Origin of the sequence: Limosilactobacillus antri DSM 16041 (assembly GCF_000160835.1) — a bacterium.
Classification (GTDB): domain Bacteria; phylum Bacillota; class Bacilli; order Lactobacillales; family Lactobacillaceae; genus Limosilactobacillus; species Limosilactobacillus antri.
Genome location: NZ_GG700732.1, coordinates 559735 through 576549 on the forward strand (window position 1 = coordinate 559735; position 16815 = coordinate 576549).

General features: G+C 48.5%; 22 protein-coding genes, 1 tRNA gene and 1 other annotated feature. Of the genes, 8 read left to right on the plus strand and 15 right to left on the minus strand.

Annotated elements, in window-relative coordinates; translation table 11 throughout:
- Window positions 1–111: 111 nt before the first annotated feature.
- From recN to HMPREF0494_RS02745, 15 genes are all read right to left on the minus strand, one after another.
- Complete coding sequence (gene recN / locus HMPREF0494_RS02675; protein ID WP_007123390.1) at window positions 112–1803, minus strand: DNA repair protein RecN; 1692 nt, start codon at window positions 1801–1803, stop codon at window positions 112–114.
- Between the two features lie 12 nt (window positions 1804–1815).
- A complete protein-coding gene (locus tag HMPREF0494_RS02680) occupies window positions 1816–2268 on the minus strand; it encodes an arginine repressor (RefSeq protein WP_007123391.1) in 453 nt (150 codons plus the stop codon).
- 2 nt (window positions 2269–2270) lie between these two features.
- Window positions 2271–3113 carry a TlyA family RNA methyltransferase gene (locus HMPREF0494_RS02685; protein ID WP_007123392.1) on the minus strand — a complete coding sequence of 281 codons (843 nt, stop codon included), beginning with the start codon at window positions 3111–3113 and terminating at the stop codon, window positions 2271–2273.
- 11 nt (window positions 3114–3124) lie between these two features.
- Complete coding sequence (locus tag HMPREF0494_RS02690) at window positions 3125–4000, minus strand: polyprenyl synthetase family protein (RefSeq protein ID WP_007123393.1); 876 nt, start codon at window positions 3998–4000, stop codon at window positions 3125–3127.
- Between the two features lie 14 nt (window positions 4001–4014).
- Complete coding sequence (locus tag HMPREF0494_RS02695) at window positions 4015–4290, minus strand: exodeoxyribonuclease VII small subunit (protein WP_007123394.1); 276 nt, start codon at window positions 4288–4290, stop codon at window positions 4015–4017.
- Window positions 4280–5629 carry an exodeoxyribonuclease VII large subunit gene (gene xseA, locus HMPREF0494_RS02700; protein WP_007123395.1) on the minus strand — a complete coding sequence of 450 codons (1350 nt, stop codon included), beginning with the start codon at window positions 5627–5629 and terminating at the stop codon, window positions 4280–4282. The genes HMPREF0494_RS02695 and xseA overlap by 11 nt, the downstream gene beginning before the upstream one ends.
- Window positions 5616–6479 (minus strand): bifunctional methylenetetrahydrofolate dehydrogenase/methenyltetrahydrofolate cyclohydrolase, encoded by an 864-nt coding sequence (locus tag HMPREF0494_RS02705; RefSeq protein WP_007123396.1) that lies wholly within the window; start codon window positions 6477–6479, stop codon window positions 5616–5618. The genes xseA and HMPREF0494_RS02705 overlap by 14 nt, the downstream gene beginning before the upstream one ends.
- 105 nt (window positions 6480–6584) lie before the next feature.
- The gene (gene nusB, locus HMPREF0494_RS02710) at window positions 6585–6995 is read right to left on the minus strand and encodes a transcription antitermination factor NusB (RefSeq protein WP_007123397.1); all 411 of its coding nucleotides are present in this window, start codon (window positions 6993–6995) and stop codon (window positions 6585–6587) included.
- Window positions 6992–7435, minus strand: a complete 444-nt coding sequence (locus HMPREF0494_RS02715) for an Asp23/Gls24 family envelope stress response protein (protein ID WP_040458697.1) — start codon at window positions 7433–7435, stop codon at window positions 6992–6994. Before HMPREF0494_RS02715 ends, nusB begins: the two co-directional genes overlap by 4 nt.
- Before the next feature lie 147 nt (window positions 7436–7582).
- Window positions 7583–8272, minus strand: coding sequence for a 2'-5' RNA ligase family protein (locus tag HMPREF0494_RS02720; protein WP_007123399.1), 690 nt, complete (start codon window positions 8270–8272; stop codon window positions 7583–7585).
- Between the two features lies 1 nt (window position 8273).
- The gene (locus HMPREF0494_RS02725; RefSeq protein ID WP_007123400.1) at window positions 8274–9356 is read right to left on the minus strand and encodes a M24 family metallopeptidase; all 1083 of its coding nucleotides are present in this window, start codon (window positions 9354–9356) and stop codon (window positions 8274–8276) included.
- Window positions 9357–9416: 60 nt separating this feature from the next.
- Window positions 9417–9698, minus strand: coding sequence for a 50S ribosomal protein L27 (gene rpmA, locus HMPREF0494_RS02730; protein WP_003713367.1), 282 nt, complete (start codon window positions 9696–9698; stop codon window positions 9417–9419).
- Window positions 9699–9722: 24 nt separating this feature from the next.
- Entirely contained in the window at window positions 9723–10046 is a 324-nt protein-coding gene (locus tag HMPREF0494_RS02735) for a ribosomal-processing cysteine protease Prp (RefSeq protein ID WP_007123401.1), read from the minus strand.
- 15 nt (window positions 10047–10061) lie between these two features.
- On the minus strand, window positions 10062–10370 hold the full coding sequence (rplU, locus tag HMPREF0494_RS02740) for a 50S ribosomal protein L21 (RefSeq protein ID WP_003713532.1): 309 nt from the start codon (window positions 10368–10370) through the stop codon (window positions 10062–10064).
- 13 nt (window positions 10371–10383) lie between these two features.
- Window positions 10384–10452 (minus strand) — a sequence feature (ribosomal protein L21 leader region).
- 170 nt (window positions 10453–10622) lie between these two features.
- Entirely contained in the window at window positions 10623–11267 is a 645-nt protein-coding gene (locus tag HMPREF0494_RS02745; RefSeq protein ID WP_007123402.1) for a TetR/AcrR family transcriptional regulator, read from the minus strand.
- A 188-nt stretch (window positions 11268–11455) separates the two neighbouring features.
- Between HMPREF0494_RS02745 and HMPREF0494_RS02750 the strand changes: the two genes are divergently transcribed.
- The 8 genes from HMPREF0494_RS02750 to HMPREF0494_RS02785 form a co-directional block, all read left to right on the plus strand.
- Window positions 11456–11529: transfer RNA gene (locus tag HMPREF0494_RS02750), tRNA-Arg, on the plus strand.
- A 325-nt stretch (window positions 11530–11854) separates the two neighbouring features.
- A complete protein-coding gene (locus tag HMPREF0494_RS02755; protein WP_007123403.1) occupies window positions 11855–12181 on the plus strand; it encodes a helix-turn-helix domain-containing protein in 327 nt (108 codons plus the stop codon).
- 285 nt (window positions 12182–12466) lie between these two features.
- Window positions 12467–13072, plus strand: a complete 606-nt coding sequence (locus HMPREF0494_RS02760; RefSeq protein ID WP_007123404.1) for a hypothetical protein — start codon at window positions 12467–12469, stop codon at window positions 13070–13072.
- Between the two features lie 21 nt (window positions 13073–13093).
- Complete coding sequence (locus HMPREF0494_RS02765; RefSeq protein WP_007123405.1) at window positions 13094–13504, plus strand: hypothetical protein; 411 nt, start codon at window positions 13094–13096, stop codon at window positions 13502–13504.
- Window positions 13505–13613: 109 nt separating this feature from the next.
- Window positions 13614–14090 (plus strand): hypothetical protein, encoded by a 477-nt coding sequence (locus HMPREF0494_RS10750; protein ID WP_007123406.1) that lies wholly within the window; start codon window positions 13614–13616, stop codon window positions 14088–14090.
- Between the two features lie 91 nt (window positions 14091–14181).
- Window positions 14182–14493 carry a hypothetical protein gene (locus tag HMPREF0494_RS02775; protein WP_040458698.1) on the plus strand — a complete coding sequence of 104 codons (312 nt, stop codon included), beginning with the start codon at window positions 14182–14184 and terminating at the stop codon, window positions 14491–14493.
- Between the two features lie 27 nt (window positions 14494–14520).
- Entirely contained in the window at window positions 14521–15366 is an 846-nt protein-coding gene (locus tag HMPREF0494_RS02780) for an Abi-alpha family protein (RefSeq protein ID WP_007123408.1), read from the plus strand.
- 281 nt (window positions 15367–15647) lie between these two features.
- Window positions 15648–16815 (plus strand): tyrosine-type recombinase/integrase (locus HMPREF0494_RS02785; protein ID WP_007123410.1); only part of this gene is annotated, 1168 nt, incomplete at its 3' end.

Here is a 16815-nt window from a genome sequence, read left to right on the forward strand (position 1 = left end):
AAATTGTTCCCATCGACGCGGCGCTAGTCTTAAACAGCACAAATAGGCCTCCAGTTCGGTTTTGCCGAGCTGGAGGCCTTATTCGTATACTGCGCAACCCCTAGTTGAAGACTATGCTTGGGGTTTGGGCTGGGCCATCTGCAACAATTCCTGAGCGTGTTCCTTCGTCAGCTTCGTTACCTTTTCCCCCGATAGCATCCGGGCAAGTTCATTCACCCGTTGGGCCGGCGCTAAGCTGGTGACCGTCGTAGTCGTCCGTTCATCATGGACCGCCTTCTTAATAAGGAAGTGGTGCTGGGCCACGGCCGCCACCTGAGGCAGGTGGGTAATGCAAAGGACCTGCGAATTGGCCGCAATCAGCCGGATCTTGTCGGCAATCGCCTGGGCAACCCGACCACTAACCCCGGTGTCGACCTCGTCAAAGATAATACTGGTAACCCCCTCGTTGGCCGCAAAAATCGTCTTGAGAGCCAGCATTACCCGCGACAATTCCCCCCCCGAGGCAATCTTGGCTAAGGGGCCCATGCTCTCACCCGGGTTGGTCCGAATGTAGAATTCAACCTCGTCAATCCCCGTGGGGGTAAAGTTTCCACTGGCAGGCTGGGCAAAATGCACCTCAAAATCTGCCTTGGCCATGTATAATTCCGCCAACTGCTGGTGAACCTGCTTGGCCAGCTGACGGGCAGCCTGCTGGCGGACCTGGCTCAACTCTTCGCCGACGGCTTGGAGCCGGCTTTGAGCATCGGCCAGCCGGGCTTCCAGGTTATTATTGGAATCGGCCGCCGCTTCCATCGAGTCGAGTTCCTGCTTGATTTTATCGTAATAGGCGAGGACCTTTTCCACGGAATCACCGTACTTATGCTCCAAGTCCCCAATTACCGTCAGCCGCTGGTCGATTTCAGCTAAGCGCTGGTCATCAAACTCGAGAAGGTCGAGCTGCTGACCCGCCTGGTTGGCAACGTCCTGGAGGGCATAGTAGGCATCGTTTAAGGACTTGCTTAAGGAAGCATACTCATCGTCAAACTCCGCGATCCCGTTGACGGCCTCCATCACCAGCGCCACTTGGTCCAGGACGGGGTTCTCACCCTCGTTGAAAGTCGCAACGGCCTGCTGGAGGGCGTTATTGATCTGCTGAAAGTGCTCCAAACGGTCCCGCTCACTGGTGAGCCGTTCCTCCTCATCGGTCTGGAGCTGGGCCCCGCCGATTTCATCAACCTGGTAGTGAAGCATATCTAAGCGCTGAGCCCACTGCTGCTCGTTTGCCTGCTTTTTATTCACCGCTGACTTGAGCTTCGAGTAGTCTTGGTAAAGTTCCTGGTACTGATTGAGCAAGGGCTGAACCTGCTTGCTGGCGTACTGGTCCAGCATTCCCAAATGTTTTTCGGGCTGTAAGAGCAGCTGGTGTTCATTTTGCCCCTGGATGTCTACCAGGTAGGCCCCAATCTGCCGTAGCATTGTCGTATTAATCAACTGACCGTTTACCCGGATCGTGTTGCGGCCACTGCGGTGGATTTCCCGCATAATAATCAGGGTCCCGTCCTCGTGGTCAATCCCCAGTGAATCTAATAGGGCAGCCAAGTCGGGGTCCGCCGTTAACGCAAACTGGCCCTGCAAGCGCAGCTTTTCCTCGCCCCGCCGAATAAACTCCTGGGAGCCCCGGCCGCCAGCCAGCAAGCCGACCGCGTCAATGATAATTGACTTCCCGGCACCGGTTTCCCCAGTCAGTACCGTCATCTGGTTCGCAAATTCTAAGCTAAGGTGCTTAATGATTGCGAGGTTGTCAATTGTAAGTTCTTGCAGCATCGCCAATCTCCTTTATCCTACCAAGCTGTTCAAGTAGTCCGCGAGCTTCTCTGCATCGGCAGCCGTATCGCAGACTACCAGGACGTTGCTATCGTCGCCAATTGTCGTAAACACTCCCCGGTCGGTCCGCCGCCGAAGCAGGTTCGCCACGACTGGACCATTACCGGGCCGGACCGCCAAGGCGAGTAAACGATCGCTTCGCTTTAACTTCACCAGACTGTCATGAATAGTCGTTGCCAGCTGGTCGGGCTCGTCCCGGCGTTGCATTACGGGCAAGGCATAGCGGTACCCGCCGCTTTCGGCCGGCACCTTAATCAGCTGCATTTCCTTAATGTCACGCGAAATGGTGGCCTGGGTGACTTGCAAGCCCAGCTGATTTAACGCCGCCACCAGGTCTTCTTGCCGCTCAATGCTTTGACCCGTGATAATTTCGCGAATTTTCTTTTGTCGGTCCGCCTTTTTCATTCTCAATTACCACCCTTTCCTTCATCCACCCGCTGGTTTAGCTCCCGGTCCGCGTTAGCGATTACCTGGTCAATATTAATGTCCGGCGCGAGTTGGCCTGGCTGGTCACTTAGCCGCAGGTGGGCTAAAAATTCCATGTTGCCCTGCCCGCCCTTGATCGGCGAAAAGTCCAGCCCTAAGACGTCAAAATGGTCCGCCCGCGCAAAGTCCAGTACTTCCTCAAGGACCACTTTGTGGACCGCATGGTCGCGGATGATGCCGTGCTTGCCAACGTGCTCTTTGCCGGCCTCAAATTGGGGCTTAATCAGGGCAACCACTTCACCCCCCGGCCGTAAAATTCCGGCGAGCGGCGGCAAAATCAGCCGCAGGGAAATAAAGGAAACGTCGATTGAGGCAAAGGCAGGCTGACCCTGGGTAAAGTCTGCGAGCTTGCTGTAACGAAAATTAGTCTGCTCCATTACCACCACCCGGGGGTCCTCCCGTAGCTGCCAGACCAACTGGTTGGTGCCGACATCGAGCGCATAGCTGAGCCGGGCACCGTTTTGCAACATCACATCGGTAAAGCCACCGGTCGAGGAACCGATGTCTAAGACGACCTGATCCGCCACCGAAATTTGGAACACCTTCAGCGCTTTGGCGAGCTTTAACCCGCCCCGGCTGACGTACGGCATCTTATGGCCCTTCATATGTAAAGTCGTGGTCACGGGGATCTTCTGGCCCGGCTTATCAAGCCGTTCATTATTCTTGCCCAGGATTTCCCCCGCCATAACCGAGCGCTTCGCTTGTTCCCGTGAATCAAACAAGCCCTGTTTGACTAACAACACATCAACACGTTCTTTTTCCATAGTCCCGTTCCTTATAATTTAAAATACGCTAAAAAATCATCATATGCAGCAAACGACCGCCCCGTTAGCCGGCACAGCGCCGTTTGTGTATCCCGAGCCTGGTGAAGGGCCTGGTGAAGCTGTTCTTCCGCGCCGGCAACGCCCAGAAGGCCCGGGTAGGTATTTTTATGCTCCGCCGCATCCTTTCCCACCTGTTTGCCCATCTGAGCCGTGGTCCCAACCACATCCATCAGGTCATCGTAGATTTGAAAGGCCAGGCCATAACTGGCGCCAAACTGCGCCAATAAGCGTTGAACTTTCTCTGGCTGAGCGGTAATGATCCCGCCAGCCAAAACTGCATACCGCAGGAGCGCCCCCGTTTTCTGCCGGTGAAGGTAGCGCAGCTGGTCAAGGGACAGCTGCTGGCCCGTCCCCTCAATGTCGCGGGCCTGCCCAGCCACCATTCCCGCTGGCCCCGCTGCCTTTGCCAGTTCTAGGGCAAGCCGGCTTTTAACCGCTGCCGGCAGGTGGTTGTCGGTTACCCACTGAAAGGCCAGGGTCAAGAGGCCGTCCCCAGCTAAGGTTGCCATCCCCGCGCCAAACTTACGGTGGTTGGTCGGAGCGCCCCGCCGCAAATCATCATTATCCATTGCGGGCAGGTCATCATGAATCAATGAATAGGTGTGCAATAGTTCCAGCGCCGTGGCAGCCCGCATAACATCTGCATCAAGCTGGCCGCCCAAGATTTCGACAGTTGCCAGCGTCAGCGTTGGCCGCAGTCTTTTTCCCCCAGCCATTGTGGAATACCGCATGGAAGCCGCCAGGGTCGGCTGGTCAATATCATTTGCCAGGTGGGTGGCTAGGTAGGCGGTCACCCGGTCTTTTAACTGCTCTAAAGATTCAGCCATATCATCACCAGGTCCTAGTCGGCACTGCCGAAGCCCCGGTTGCCTCCGCCATTGTTGCTGGGGTCATCCGTGGCCTTTTCGTATTCTTTTTCGTCACCGTTATCGTCAATTAGGTGGCCCAAGGTCTTCTCCGCACTGGTCAGCTTCTTTTGCAGGTCCTTGGACAGTTTAATCCCCTCCTGGAACTGCTCAATTGCTGACTCAAGGGGGACGTTGCCCTGCTCCAGCTGGTTCACGATTGCCTGCAGTTTAGTCAACTGCTCTTCAAAAGTTGGTTCTTTACTTGCCATTTTTCTTCTCCTTAATCTTTGTGATTGTGACCGTTACCTCGCCGTCTGCAAAGTGCAGGAGCAATGGCTCGCCGGGAGCCAGCTGGGCGGCCTGGTTGACCACCTTGCCGTCCTTGGTCACGTAGGTATAGCCCCGTTCCATAATTTTCAACGGGTCTAGGGAATGCAGCTGCTTGGTCAGTGCCTGGAGCTGCTGGCTCACCTGTTGGACCCGTGCTTGGACCGCCGTTTGCAGCCGCGCCGTCAGCTGCTGCACGGTCAATTGATCCTGGTCGACCAACCGTTGCGGATTATATGCCAAGAGGCGGTTCTCCAGCTGGGCCACGTCATTGGCTGCACTGGTCAGGCGGTTATCCTGCTGCTGCCGGAGCTGCTGGGTCAGCTGGTCAACCTTCTGCGCGTAGTTCTCATACAAGCGCGTCGGTTGCTGGAAAATGTAGCTACCGGTCAGCTTGGCCAGCTGTTTCCTATCAAAATCGATTTGGGCCCGCAGCGTATTGTACAGGCGCCGCTGAAAGTCCCCGATCAGCATGAGGGTATTATCAAGCCGTTGGGGGGTCGCCAGTTCAGCCGCAGCGGTTGGCGTGGCCGCCCGCTGGTCAGCAACCAGGTCTGCAATTGTCGTGTCCGTTTCGTGGCCGACCGAAGAAATCACCGGCAAGGGGCAATCCGCAATCGCGCGGGCCACTACCTCTTCATTAAACGGCCAGAGGTCCTCGATTGAACCCCCGCCACGGCCGATAATCAGCGTGTCAAAGTCGCCGCGCTCTCCGGCCCGCTTGATCTGGCGGGCAATATCAGCAGCCGCTTTCTCCCCCTGCACCACGGTCGGAAAAAGGACCACCTGGGCAATCGGGTACCGGCGGCGCACCGTCGTATTGATATCCCGAATAACCGCCCCGTTAAGGCTCGTGACCACCGCAATCCGCCGGGGGAAGAGCGGCACTGGCTTTTTCGGCCGGGAAAACAGCCCCTCCGCGCTGAGCTTCTTTTTTAACTGTTCAAAGGCCAGGTAGAGGGAGCCGATACCGTCCGGTTCCATCGTATCAATGTAAATCTGGTAACGGCCGCTGCGTTCATAGAGGCCAACGTGCCCGGTAACGCAGAGCTTCATCCCTTCCTCGGGCGTAAACTTAACCTTGCTAAACTGGCCACGAAACATCACGGCATCAATCACCGCGTGATCATCTTTAAGGCTAAAGTACTGGTGGCCGCTCCGCAAGCGAAAGTTTGACAATTCCCCGGTGAGGTAGACCGTCTGCAGGTATGGATCACGATCAAATTTTAATTTTAAATATTTGGTGAGCTGACTAACCGTCAGGTACTTACTTCTGTCCATTTCTCCTCCATTCAGCCAGGTCAACCGTCTGCTCCATTAGACTGGCAATCGTCATTGGCCCTACTCCCCCGGGAACGGGAGTAATCATCTTCGCGACTGGCTCGACGGCGGCAAAGTCAACGTCACCGGTCAGCTTGCCGGACGGGAGCCGGTCCATCCCCACATCGATTACCACGGCGCCGGGCTTGACGTCGTCCTTGCCGATAAAGTGGGCAATCCCCGTTGCCACAATCAAAATGTCTGCCTGGCTGGTCAGTTCCCGCAGATTGGTCGTGTGGCGGCCAGCAATCGTCACGGTCGCATTGGCGTTAGCAAGCAGGGCCAGCAGCGGTTTGCCCACCAGGATACTCCGCCCCACAATCACCACGTTGGCACCGGTAAGCGGGACCTGGTAATAGCTGAAGATCCGCATGATTCCCCGGGGGGTGCAGGCAACCGGGTAGTGGCCCGGCTGGTTGCTGAACAGCTTGCCCAGGTTAGCGGGGTGCAGGCCATCGACGTCCTTGGCTGGCGAAATTGCATTGGTAATGGCAACGGCGTCCAAGTGGTCAGGAAGCGGTTCCTGGACGATAATCGCATCGATTGAGTCATCGTTGTTCAATTCCTTAATCGTCCCCAGGACCGTTGACTGTTTGACATCGGTCGGGAACCGGTAAAGGTCAGACTTCAGCCCCATCCTGACCGCTAAACGGTGCTTGTTCCGGGTGTAAATCTGGCTAGCCGGGTCATCACCGACCAGGACAACCGCAATTCCGGGTTTAACCCCCTTCTCAATCAGCCCCGCAGCCCGGGCGGTCGTTTGCTGGTTGACCTGCTTTGCGAGTTTCTTGCCGTCGATTAGTATTGCCATCACGTTTCCTCCTCAAGTGGTTCTATTTTAACATAAACTCAGGGCCGGACCGAAACATGAACGGGGCCCAACACTTGGTGTTCCAAATGCTAGACCCCACTCAAATTACAAGTTATTTTCCTTTTCAAACCGGCCAAGCGCCCCGTTGATAAACTTCCGGGATTGATCGCTGCTGAACTCCTTTGCCAGTTCCAACGCCTCATTGATTGCCACGGCCGTTGGAACCTCGTCAACGTATTGCAATTCGTACAAGGCCAAGCGGAGGATAATCAAATCGGCCTTGGCCAGCCGGTCAATCGTCCAGTCGCTGGCGAGCAGGCCGCTAATTTGTTCATCCAGGTCAGCCTGCCGCTCACTGACCCCAGTTGCCAGCTGGCGAACATAGTCGGGAAGCGCCCGTTCATCGTGGTGCGGGATCGACCGGTAAATCGTTGCTAAGTCGGCCTCCGGGTTGGTTTGTAAAGCAAACAAAACTTGGAACGCCTCTTCACGAAGCGCGTGACGAGTTAAACTCATGCTTCTTCGTTACCTCCATCATCTTCTGAATCATCACTAAACAGGTTGTCCGGGTCGACCTGCTTTTCTTCTTGCAGGGCAACGACCCCCTTAATGTGGACGTTGACTTCCGTCACCACCAGATTAGTCATTAGGGTTACCTGCTGCTTGATCCGCTTTTGGATCTGGCTGGCAACCTTGGGAACGGAAACCCCGTACTCAACGTAGACGTCCACGTCGATGGTCAGGGAATCGTTATCCTTCACCAGTTTGACCCCCCGTCGGTGATCGGACCGCCCCAGAAGCTCACCGACGCTGTTGGCAAACGAGCCGTACATCTTAGATACCCCGTCAACTTCGCTTGCCGCGTATCCAGCGATGATTTCTAATACCCGGGGAGCAATTTCGATTGTTCCGAGGCTCTGATCATCATTTAAAATAATTTTTGATTCTTCTGGCATTTTTAACCCTCCATGGGAACCGGGCACGAACCCCGTCTCCTTAAGTATTATCAACACAAGAACGTAGCAGCCGCCCGGCCGGTCAGCCTAAAACCCACAGCCGCCACTCATAGTCTTTATCTATTTTGCACTAAATACGGTGAAAAATCAACGGCCAGCCTCCGCAAATGGGAGCCGGCTGCACCACTCAACCTGGTGGTTATACCAGTCGTGTACTACCAGGTCGAGCGAGTGCATGGTAAAACTGCCGTAACCCGTCGCGGCGTTTTCTCTAATCGCCGCCAAAAAGCGGGCTGGATCAACCAAGGGCTGGGCAAACCGCGCCACCGTAACGTGGCCCGAAATCGTCGGATAGCGTTCCGCCACCGGCAGTCCCAAGTCCGGCAACTCTGTCCGCAAACGCTGACGCAGGGTGGTCAATTCCGGCCCGTAGTCACCGGTCACCAGCACCGCGCCGGGACTCACAATTAACCCCCTTAGTTGCCAATGGATAGCCGGGGTGGCCGCAACGATCCGGCCGACCGCCATTCGATAACGATTGAATTCCTCACGGGAGATTTGCCAACCGTCCCGGGCTGCCAAAAGGTCCATTATGGTAATGTGCAAGTCGGCAGATGGGTAGTAGTATTGGTCCGGCGCCACGGCCGCCAACTGTTGGAGACTAAATTCAATATTCCGGCGCACGTGGGCTGGCAGGCGCCCCAGCAAGGTTAATCCCCGCCGACTATCCGGCTGGTTCAACCGTAGTCGGTCGTCAATCTCAACTTGCTGCTCCCGAAGCTGCCGGCAACCGCGGTCATTAATTGATTGGTAAAGCCGTTTTAGCTCTTCTTCCATTTTAGTCCCCCACGATTATCAGCTCGGTTGGGGCCGTGGTCAGCACCCGGAGGCCGCCGTGAGTAACGACCACGTCATCCTCAATCCGGACACCACCAATCTCGGGAATGTAAATCCCCGGTTCAACCGTGATCACTTCATTGTTGACTAGTTTAACCTGGCTCGCACCCGGTCCATAGCTCGCCGGTAATTCGTGCACACTCAAGCCAATCCCGTGGCCCATGCCGTGGTTGAACTCATCCCCGTAACCGGCTTCTTCAATTAACTGTCGACCCGCTGCGTCGAGCTGATCTCCCCGAACGCCAACCCGGACCTGGTCAATTACAGCCTGCCGGGCGGTATTGACAATTTCATAAGCATCGCGCAGCTCAGGGTCGATCGAGCCAACTGCAATTGTTCGGGTCATGTCCGCGGTATAGCCATCAACGAAATAGCCAAAATCAAGCGTGAGAATATCGCCGTCTTCCACCAGCTTTTCACTGGCGGTAGCGTGCGGCTTAGCGGCGTTGACACCGCTGGCAACGATTGTCGGAAAAGAGGCCGCACTGGCGCCATGTTCTTTCATCCAATAGTCGAGCAGGTTCGCCAGGTGGCGTTCGCTGACGCCGGGCCGGACCTGGTCAAGCAGGTATCGAAAGCCTGCCGTATGTAAATCAGCCGCCCGTTGCAGTTTAGCCACTTCAGTACTATCCTTGATCATCCGCATCTTTTCAACGAGGCGATCGAATGGTACCAGGTCAGCCGTCATGATTTCATCTAACAGGTCGTATAGCTGGTAGGAAATCGTTGTCTCATAGCCTAGTACATCAATTTTCATTGCCTGACAAATTCGTTCTAGGTCACGGTAGTAATCCTGACTAATGGTTGCCACAACTTCATCACTGTCAAACTCTTCTAGGGCTAGCTGATAGCGGGCATCGGTTACAATGATCGCTTGGTCACCGGTAATCAATAGGAAGCCATCCCCCTGGAGCAAGTTAAAACCGGTTAAATAGTAGATATTCGTCTGGTTGGTCACCAGGAATGCGTCAACATATAATTTAGGAAGACGTTGCTGGAGACGCTGGATTCGAGTAGCCATCATTTTTTCCTCCAAAAAAATAAAAAGACCATGACATCTCTGTCACAGTCTTCGTTTTAAATATTATTCGGCAACTGGGTAGACAGATACCTTCCGCTTGTCGCGGCCCATGCGTTCAAACTTAACAACACCGGCAACCTTAGCGTACAGTGTATCGTCACCACCACGACCCACGTTTTCACCTGGGTTGATGTGCGTACCACGTTGACGGTAAATAATGGAACCAGCAGTTACCATGGAACCATCAGCAGCCTTGGTACCAAGACGACGACCAGCTGAGTTCCGACCGTTGGCAGTGGAACCGCCCCCCTTGTGGTGGGAGAAGAATTGCAAATCCATAATCATAGTTGTTCACCTCCAGCAATGAACTTAGTTTAACATTTTTACTTCAATGTTATCTGGATAACTCTGCTGGATATCTAACAGACCATTCAGCAGGGTATTCAGGAGAAGCTGACTATCATGGTCAACCCCCAGTGCGGTTACTTTTACGAAACCGCCGTTTTGATTATCACTTTCTACTTGCGGCTTGACATGCACAATGTGCTCTAAACCGTTGATTGTAGAAGTGGTCAGCGCTGAAACGGCAGCACAGACAATATCCTGTCCATACGGTCCCGCATCAGCATGACCAGTAATCGTAAAGCCGGTGATTCGCCGATTCGAATTTAACGTAAATTGTGCCCGAATCATGGCTTCACCTCCGCATTAAGCGTTGATCTTGTCGATCGTAACCTTAGTGTATGGTTGACGGTGACCTTGCTTAGTGTGGGTGTGCTTCTTAGGCTTGTACTTGAAGGTAACAACCTTCTTTTCCTTACCTTGCTTTTCGACAGTCCCTTCAACAGCAGCACCATCAACGAATGGCGTACCGATCTTGGTGTCGTCACCACTTACTAAGATGACCTTGTCAAAAGTAACCTTGTCACCTTGCTTAGCGTCAAGCTTTTCAACGAAGATGGCCTTGCCTTCTTCAACCTTGTATTGCTTACCGCCAGTAACGATAATTGCGTACATATTGTGCACCTCCTTAATATCTCAGACTCGCCGAATCAAGCAGCAGTGCTTTGAACTTGATAGCGTGCGGTTGTAGTTGTTGGTTCACAAATACAACGTTTGTATGATAGCAAATTTTACTGGCACCGTCAACTCTTAATCTTGGTGCAGTCCGTAAAAGCCGCTAGTAACTAGCAAAGCTTCAACAGTCAATTACGACCATTGAAGCTCCTTCGCTGATTTTAATTTTGAAAATGTGTTCATAATCCCAGTTTAAATACCATTGACTAGTGACTCTTCCCTGTCGGCAAAGAACCCCGCACTAACGATATTGTCACTGTTAAATTGGTCAAACATCTTCTCAACACTTTGGGTCATATAGCGGGCAGTATAAATCATTCCGTCCTTGAGCCAGTGACGGATGAGCCCAAGGAAGGCCGAATCAATAAAGGCGATTTGCAATTGGAGAGGAACCGGCTGCTGCTTTTGTGGGTCGCTGACGGTATTGCAATAATTTGCTAAACCGTTCGCCAACCGATCATACATCTGCTCATAGAAGAAGTTGGTCTTTTCACTATTCAATAGTACGTCAAAAATATCCGCATTCTTCTCAATATAGTTAAAAGCTCTACTTACGGAAAACACCTGCACCGTTCGCTTCGTTGACAAACTAAAGTCATCACTATCTACCATCACTTCAGCAAAGAAATCGTCCAAGATTTCCTTGATCGCCGATTTAATAAAATCATGCTTATCCTTGTAATGTAAATAGAAAGTTCCGCGGGTGATGCTGGCAGTTTCTGTAATCTTTTGGACGCTAATATCCTCAATCTTTTCACGTCGCATTAAGTAAACGATTGCCTTGCGCAGACTATTTCTAGTTTTTACTACGCGCGGGTCTGTCTTATTAACAGCCATCAATCATCATCCTTTCATCTTCAGCTTGTGTTCTTCTCCCCTTCCCATACTTCTACTCCTTTAAAGTATAGGTTCCCCGAAAGCGCTTTGTCAAACATATTAACGTCCTTTTTCCAATAATTTATTTAATATCAGCTGAGTGGACGATTGACAATGAATTAGAGAAAATTATATACTTGAACCTGTCTGGAGCGGTAGCGCAACTGGATAGAGCATCGGTCTTCTAAACCGAGGGTTGTGGGTTCGATTCCCACCCGTTCCACTTGAATAGAATCGTGTAAAATCATGAAGAAGCCCCAATTCCTTGAAAATAAAGGAGTTGGGGCTGTTAATTTATTTTGAAAAATCGTAGAGAATCATGCAAAATAATAAAGTTAGGGTACATTTGGGGAACAAATTTTCTAGCATAAGGGCGGTATCGATAAATTTTGGTTTTTCCTTCTTATTATTGTCCCCTTTTTGGGCTTCACACGCCCATAGGTTGCGACTAACTCTTGTCCGTCTTTATACTATTATTAGCTTTTTTAGCAAGAAAGATTGCTTTTTTATTTAAATACTGTATCATTTAGCTAAAAAGGAGTATAGCTATGAGTGAGTTTAATACACGCCTCACCGACCTCCGTGAAAATAAAGGTTGGAGTAAAACATATGTCGCTAAAGCTGTGGGCTTAAAAAGTATGCAAACCTACGCTAACTGGGAATATGGTCGGACAGAGCCGGATTTCAAAATGCTTACCAAAATAGCTAAGTTATTCGATGTTTCCACGGACTATTTACTGTCAGGCAACAAAGATAAGCAGCCTAAAGAGGCTGATCTCGCAGATCAAGAAACTGTCTTCACGTACGAAGGGGAAAAAATATCATCCGAGGACCTCAAATATATCAAACGAATCCTTCGTGGCGGCAAAGCATAGGCGATTATTGTTAACAATACTATTTAGTATCCTCTTAAAACCTTAGCTAAAAACATATCGACATTCACTTGTCAATCGAGTACAAGACTAATGTCGGGGCCATTGTCTTGTTACTGCTAAGAAGTGTACCGAGAGAATATTAATCTGTGTACCTTTAAACATTTCTATCAAGTTCTAGAATATCTATCCGGTGTCGTCCGTGAACAGGTCAAGGAATATTATGTTGGAAAATAATTTACGTCCAAACGTGATCGACGTTAAAAGCTACTAGGAGGAGTATTTGTTATGAATAAAGCAACCAAGTTGATTGCGATTTCTGCATTAACCCTTTCCACAGTTGGCGGAGCTACTTTAGCAGTTAACCAGCCTGTTAATCAGGTCAAAATTGTTAAAGCCGCTGCTAAGGAAACTACCTTAGGTTCTGGCACTTATAAGGTTGGGACAGACATTAAACCCGGTCGTTATGTTATTACTGCCCAAAGTGGCTCCGGTAATATGAGCGACAGCAAAGATATGAACATTATCTTGGGTGATACTACTGACGATGACCTGGGTCAGATTACGTCTTATACCACCGACTTGCCTAAGGGCGACAAGGTCAAAATTGATGGTATCGAAGCAGTTAATTTCAAGCCAGTAACTGACCGTTCTTATAAGACGACTCTTAGTGCTGGTTCTTGGGTTGTCGGTAAAGATATTAAGCCTGGTCGTTACACTATTAAGTGCACAGAGGGTTCTGGTAATTTAACTTCTGACGATGGCGACATCAATGAAATTATCGGTACCTCTGCTGATGAGGATTCGGGCCAAGTAACCAAGACCACGCAAACTTTGCATCGTGGTGAAGTGTTGACCTGCGATGCACAGCAAATTGAACTTATTAAAAAATAATAATTTGGAGGAAAATTACAAATGAATAATCAAAAGCAAACTGTCAATAACGCCACACCCGAATACCATAAGTTAAAAATTAATCTGTGGACTGGAATTTTGGATGTTATCAACTGTATTTTATTCACCATGTCGTGGTTCGTTATTTTTGGCGCTGCTTTTAGTGATGCTACTGGAAACACAAGTGACGTGACTACTGGTTTAGGAAACTTCTTCTACGCAATGGCATGGATTGGTGTTGTTGTTAATATTATTGCAATTATTAAGTCACGTAAAAATGGAGTTTCCTTAGTTGGACCTATTCTTGGATTGATTGGTAGTCTATTATTCGGTCTAACTGCGGCATTAGCATTTCCTGCTATCGTTGTACTTATCATCGGTGCTGTATTTACCTTTCTACAACATCCTGCTAAAAAGGGCGAATACAAATAGTCGCGTATAGAAATAGCTATTATTCATATTTATTACCGGCATCGTGCCGGATACATATTGTCCAAACACTGAAGACGTTAAAAGCTGACAACTATGGGGGGAATCAGCAATGCAGAAAATAGGTTTATTATGTATGACCGCGTTAATGGGATTGTCACTGGTTGCTTGTGGCAACAGCAGCTCTACCAAGAAGTCAGCAAGTAATTCTAGCCACTCTACCAGCAAGGTGGTTAAGAAGCACCACAAGCAGTCTAGCAGCCATAAGAAGTCCATTAGCAGTTCAGAGTCTGTTGCTTCTAACCAGCAAGCTCAGGGGCAGCAGGCAACGCAAGTATCACAACAAAATTCCAGTCAAGAAGCCAGTGGAATTAATAATGCTGACGATGCTGTTAATGCTGCCCATTCCAAGTACGGCGACCAAAATGGCTACATTCACTGGGGTTACATGATTGATGCCGAAACGGGCCAACCAATTCGCAACGCTGATGGCTCATATTTTGTAAAAGGCACTGCCGATGATGGTACGATGACTGGAACTCAGTACAGTCTTAATGTCTATCCTGATGGTTCAATGACAAGCAATTAAGCTATTTGACTATTCACCATTACGAAATACTGAACCAAAAATAAAAAAGCATCCCCTACTGATGTAGAGAATGCTGGAAAGGATGTTTAAAATGAAAAAAATAAATATTCGTGTATTCATGTTAATTACAGTACTGACTTTAGGCGCTTTATTCGCCTTGTATAAGGCTTCTTTTGGAACTCACCCTGATATAAGTAACTTTTACTTTTTCATTTTAATGAGCGCACTATATACTACTGTCGACGTTTTAATGTTTATGAATACCACAGAATATAAAAAATTATCTAAAGGAATTGATAGGTATTCAACAATGTTCAGTAAAATTGTACAAGATATTATTAATCCTGTATTTTTACTTATAGCAAGTTTCTACCTTTCAGCATTTTTGCAATATCATAAATAGCCTCTCGGAGAAAGGATGTGTAAAAGTATGGATCAAGGGTCAAATTACGACTGGACTACTATCTGGTCGATACTGCCAGAAAAAGCGCAGGAAAATTTGGTAAATCCGTCTGCAAAAGCGATTGGAGATGGAGTTGGTGGAATATTCACCTGGGTATTTCATAAACCGATAGAGTATATGGCTGTTGAGCAAGCAAAAGTAGAAAGCTTAAAACATATGACTGCTGAAAAATTGTCAAAAATACCAGAGAACAAAATGGATTTCAGTAAAAGTGGACTAATGGTTAAGGCCCTGGAAGATTCTAAATATTCGCTAGATAGCGAAATAATGAGAGAATATTTTTCAACTTTAATTGCTAAAGCAGCAAATAAAGATACTGCGAATAAAGTTTCACCGTATTTCTCCACTATTCTCAGCAATATGAGTGCTAGCGATGCTCATTTTCTAAGTAAATTCAAAATTAAATTTGAAAGTAATGAATATGTAAAAGGACCAGACTATATCGTAAATAACGACCTTCCTTTATGCAGAATGAAGTTAACAGGCCCACATGGAGAAATTGCTTATACAGCAGAAAACTCTACCTTTGCTGATTACAATAAAGATAAACTTCAGGCGTACACAGAATCGCTAGAACTCCTCAACTCATTTAGAGTGCTTAATTACCAATATGGCATTGGTAAAGGTCATTTTAGAGACGATTATGAAAAAATGTACAATCTGCTTAATGTTGACGAAGAGCAAAAAGGTATTGATGGTAAAAGCCAACGAATCCATTATTTGACACACGCATTTACAAATGCTGAGGCGGAGTATGGATACGTTGAGCTTACTTCTATCGGCCAATCATTTGCTAATATCGTGCTCCTTTAATTGTTTATAAATTCCTAGCTTTTGATCAAAACGATCTTCTGTCTGTGTTAAGAAGCGAGTTATAAATTCACTCATTATACGCATAGCAAAAATAGTTATTGCTGAACTAAGAACAACGCTGATAAGAACTGAAATGAGAATAATTTTTAGCATAAGCATTACCTCGAACATTAGTTTTTTATCAGTATAACAATTATTTTAAGAATTCTAAACCGGTCAAAATCGACCGGTTTAAAAAGCACCCATAAAGAACACACATTCGATAAAAGGAGGTGAAATCAATGTTTGCTAGAGAAAACAATGGTAAATGGTGCTTTGGTAAACGTTATAAGGATCCACTAACCGACAAGTGGCGTACGGTAACTATTCCTGCTGAACGAAATACCAGGAATACCCATAACCAAGCCCAAATTATCCTTGATCAAAAAATACAAAAAAAGCTCACTGAAATAACCGGGAAGTTACCTCAGCAAGATAATATGACCCTGGGCCAGCTCTTCAACACCTATTGGACTGAGAAAGAGCCTAGTTGGCGTCCAAGCAAAAAAAGAACATACAAGAATAGTTACACTATCTTCCTAAACTACTTTGGCACCGACGCCAAGCTCCCAAAATTGACCTCTCTAATGCTGACTAACCATATTGACGGGTTAATTCATGAAGTCATCAAAAAACAGCACGACAACAATTACAAAGGATCCTGCAATATTCATACAGTCAGCGGTCTAAAAATATATTACGCCCGAGCTAGTATGATGTTCAACTATGCTGTCCGGAAACAATTCATCGCCAAGAATCCGTTTGAAGATGTCCACATCAAGTGGCCCAAAGATAATCACCTGAGCCTCATTGAAAACAAGTACCTTGATGATGACGAATTACACACTGTTTTGGATTATTTCTACAAGAACCGCCCTATTCTGGGCTACATGTTTGAATGGCAGTACCTGACTGGCATGCGCTTTGGAGAAACAGCTGCTGTTCTTATTAAAGACGTAGACGTAAAAGATAAAATCGTCCATGTCACCGGTACGTTAGATTACCAAAGTTCGTTTAATCGTAAGGATTTCAAAAAGCAGATGATTCCAAAAACAGATTCCAGTTTCCGTAACATAGCCTTATCTGAGCGTGCAATTCAAATTTACAAAGAATGTTCCCAAAATAAGAAACGAAGCGCCTTTCTGTTTACAGATGATGATGGCTATCCATTAGGTGTTGGTAGTGCAAATGACGCTCTTAGGAACGCCAGGAAGTATTTTAAGAGTATAGACAAGGTTTTATCTACGCATACCTTCAGACACACCCACGTATCCAAACTGGCCGAATTAGGGGCACCCCTATACGTCATTCAGCATAATGTTGGACACTCGAACAGTGCTATAACCAGACAGGTATACCTGCATGTAACAAAAAACGCCCAAGAGCAACTCCGCAATAAGCTCAATAAAA

Excerpts from the sequence above, each read along its gene's own strand:
- recN (WP_007123390.1), bottom strand. The coding sequence starts at position 1,803 with ATGCTGCAAGAACTTACAATTGACAACCTCGCAATCATTAAGCACCTT.
- HMPREF0494_RS02680 (WP_007123391.1), bottom strand. The coding sequence starts at position 2,268 with ATGAAAAAGGCGGACCGACAAAAGAAAATTCGCGAAATTATCACGGGT.
- HMPREF0494_RS02685 (WP_007123392.1), bottom strand. The coding sequence starts at position 3,113 with ATGGAAAAAGAACGTGTTGATGTGTTGTTAGTCAAACAGGGCTTGTTT.
- HMPREF0494_RS02690 (WP_007123393.1), bottom strand. The coding sequence starts at position 4,000 with ATGGCTGAATCTTTAGAGCAGTTAAAAGACCGGGTGACCGCCTACCTA.
- HMPREF0494_RS02695 (WP_007123394.1), bottom strand. The coding sequence starts at position 4,290 with ATGGCAAGTAAAGAACCAACTTTTGAAGAGCAGTTGACTAAACTGCAG.
- xseA (WP_007123395.1), bottom strand. The coding sequence starts at position 5,629 with ATGGACAGAAGTAAGTACCTGACGGTTAGTCAGCTCACCAAATATTTA.
- HMPREF0494_RS02705 (WP_007123396.1), bottom strand. The coding sequence starts at position 6,479 with ATGGCAATACTAATCGACGGCAAGAAACTCGCAAAGCAGGTCAACCAG.
- nusB (WP_007123397.1), bottom strand. The coding sequence starts at position 6,995 with ATGAGTTTAACTCGTCACGCGCTTCGTGAAGAGGCGTTCCAAGTTTTG.
- HMPREF0494_RS02715 (WP_040458697.1), bottom strand. The coding sequence starts at position 7,435 with ATGCCAGAAGAATCAAAAATTATTTTAAATGATGATCAGAGCCTCGGA.
- HMPREF0494_RS02720 (WP_007123399.1), bottom strand. The coding sequence starts at position 8,272 with ATGGAAGAAGAGCTAAAACGGCTTTACCAATCAATTAATGACCGCGGT.
- HMPREF0494_RS02725 (WP_007123400.1), bottom strand. The coding sequence starts at position 9,356 with ATGATGGCTACTCGAATCCAGCGTCTCCAGCAACGTCTTCCTAAATTA.
- rpmA (WP_003713367.1), bottom strand. The coding sequence starts at position 9,698 with ATGATTATGGATTTGCAATTCTTCTCCCACCACAAGGGGGGCGGTTCC.
- HMPREF0494_RS02735 (WP_007123401.1), bottom strand. The coding sequence starts at position 10,046 with ATGATTCGGGCACAATTTACGTTAAATTCGAATCGGCGAATCACCGGC.
- rplU (WP_003713532.1), bottom strand. The coding sequence starts at position 10,370 with ATGTACGCAATTATCGTTACTGGCGGTAAGCAATACAAGGTTGAAGAA.
- HMPREF0494_RS02745 (WP_007123402.1), bottom strand. The coding sequence starts at position 11,267 with ATGGCTGTTAATAAGACAGACCCGCGCGTAGTAAAAACTAGAAATAGT.
- HMPREF0494_RS02755 (WP_007123403.1), top strand. The coding sequence starts at position 11,855 with ATGAGTGAGTTTAATACACGCCTCACCGACCTCCGTGAAAATAAAGGT.
- HMPREF0494_RS02760 (WP_007123404.1), top strand. The coding sequence starts at position 12,467 with ATGAATAAAGCAACCAAGTTGATTGCGATTTCTGCATTAACCCTTTCC.
- HMPREF0494_RS02765 (WP_007123405.1), top strand. The coding sequence starts at position 13,094 with ATGAATAATCAAAAGCAAACTGTCAATAACGCCACACCCGAATACCAT.
- HMPREF0494_RS10750 (WP_007123406.1), top strand. The coding sequence starts at position 13,614 with ATGCAGAAAATAGGTTTATTATGTATGACCGCGTTAATGGGATTGTCA.
- HMPREF0494_RS02775 (WP_040458698.1), top strand. The coding sequence starts at position 14,182 with ATGAAAAAAATAAATATTCGTGTATTCATGTTAATTACAGTACTGACT.
- HMPREF0494_RS02780 (WP_007123408.1), top strand. The coding sequence starts at position 14,521 with ATGGATCAAGGGTCAAATTACGACTGGACTACTATCTGGTCGATACTG.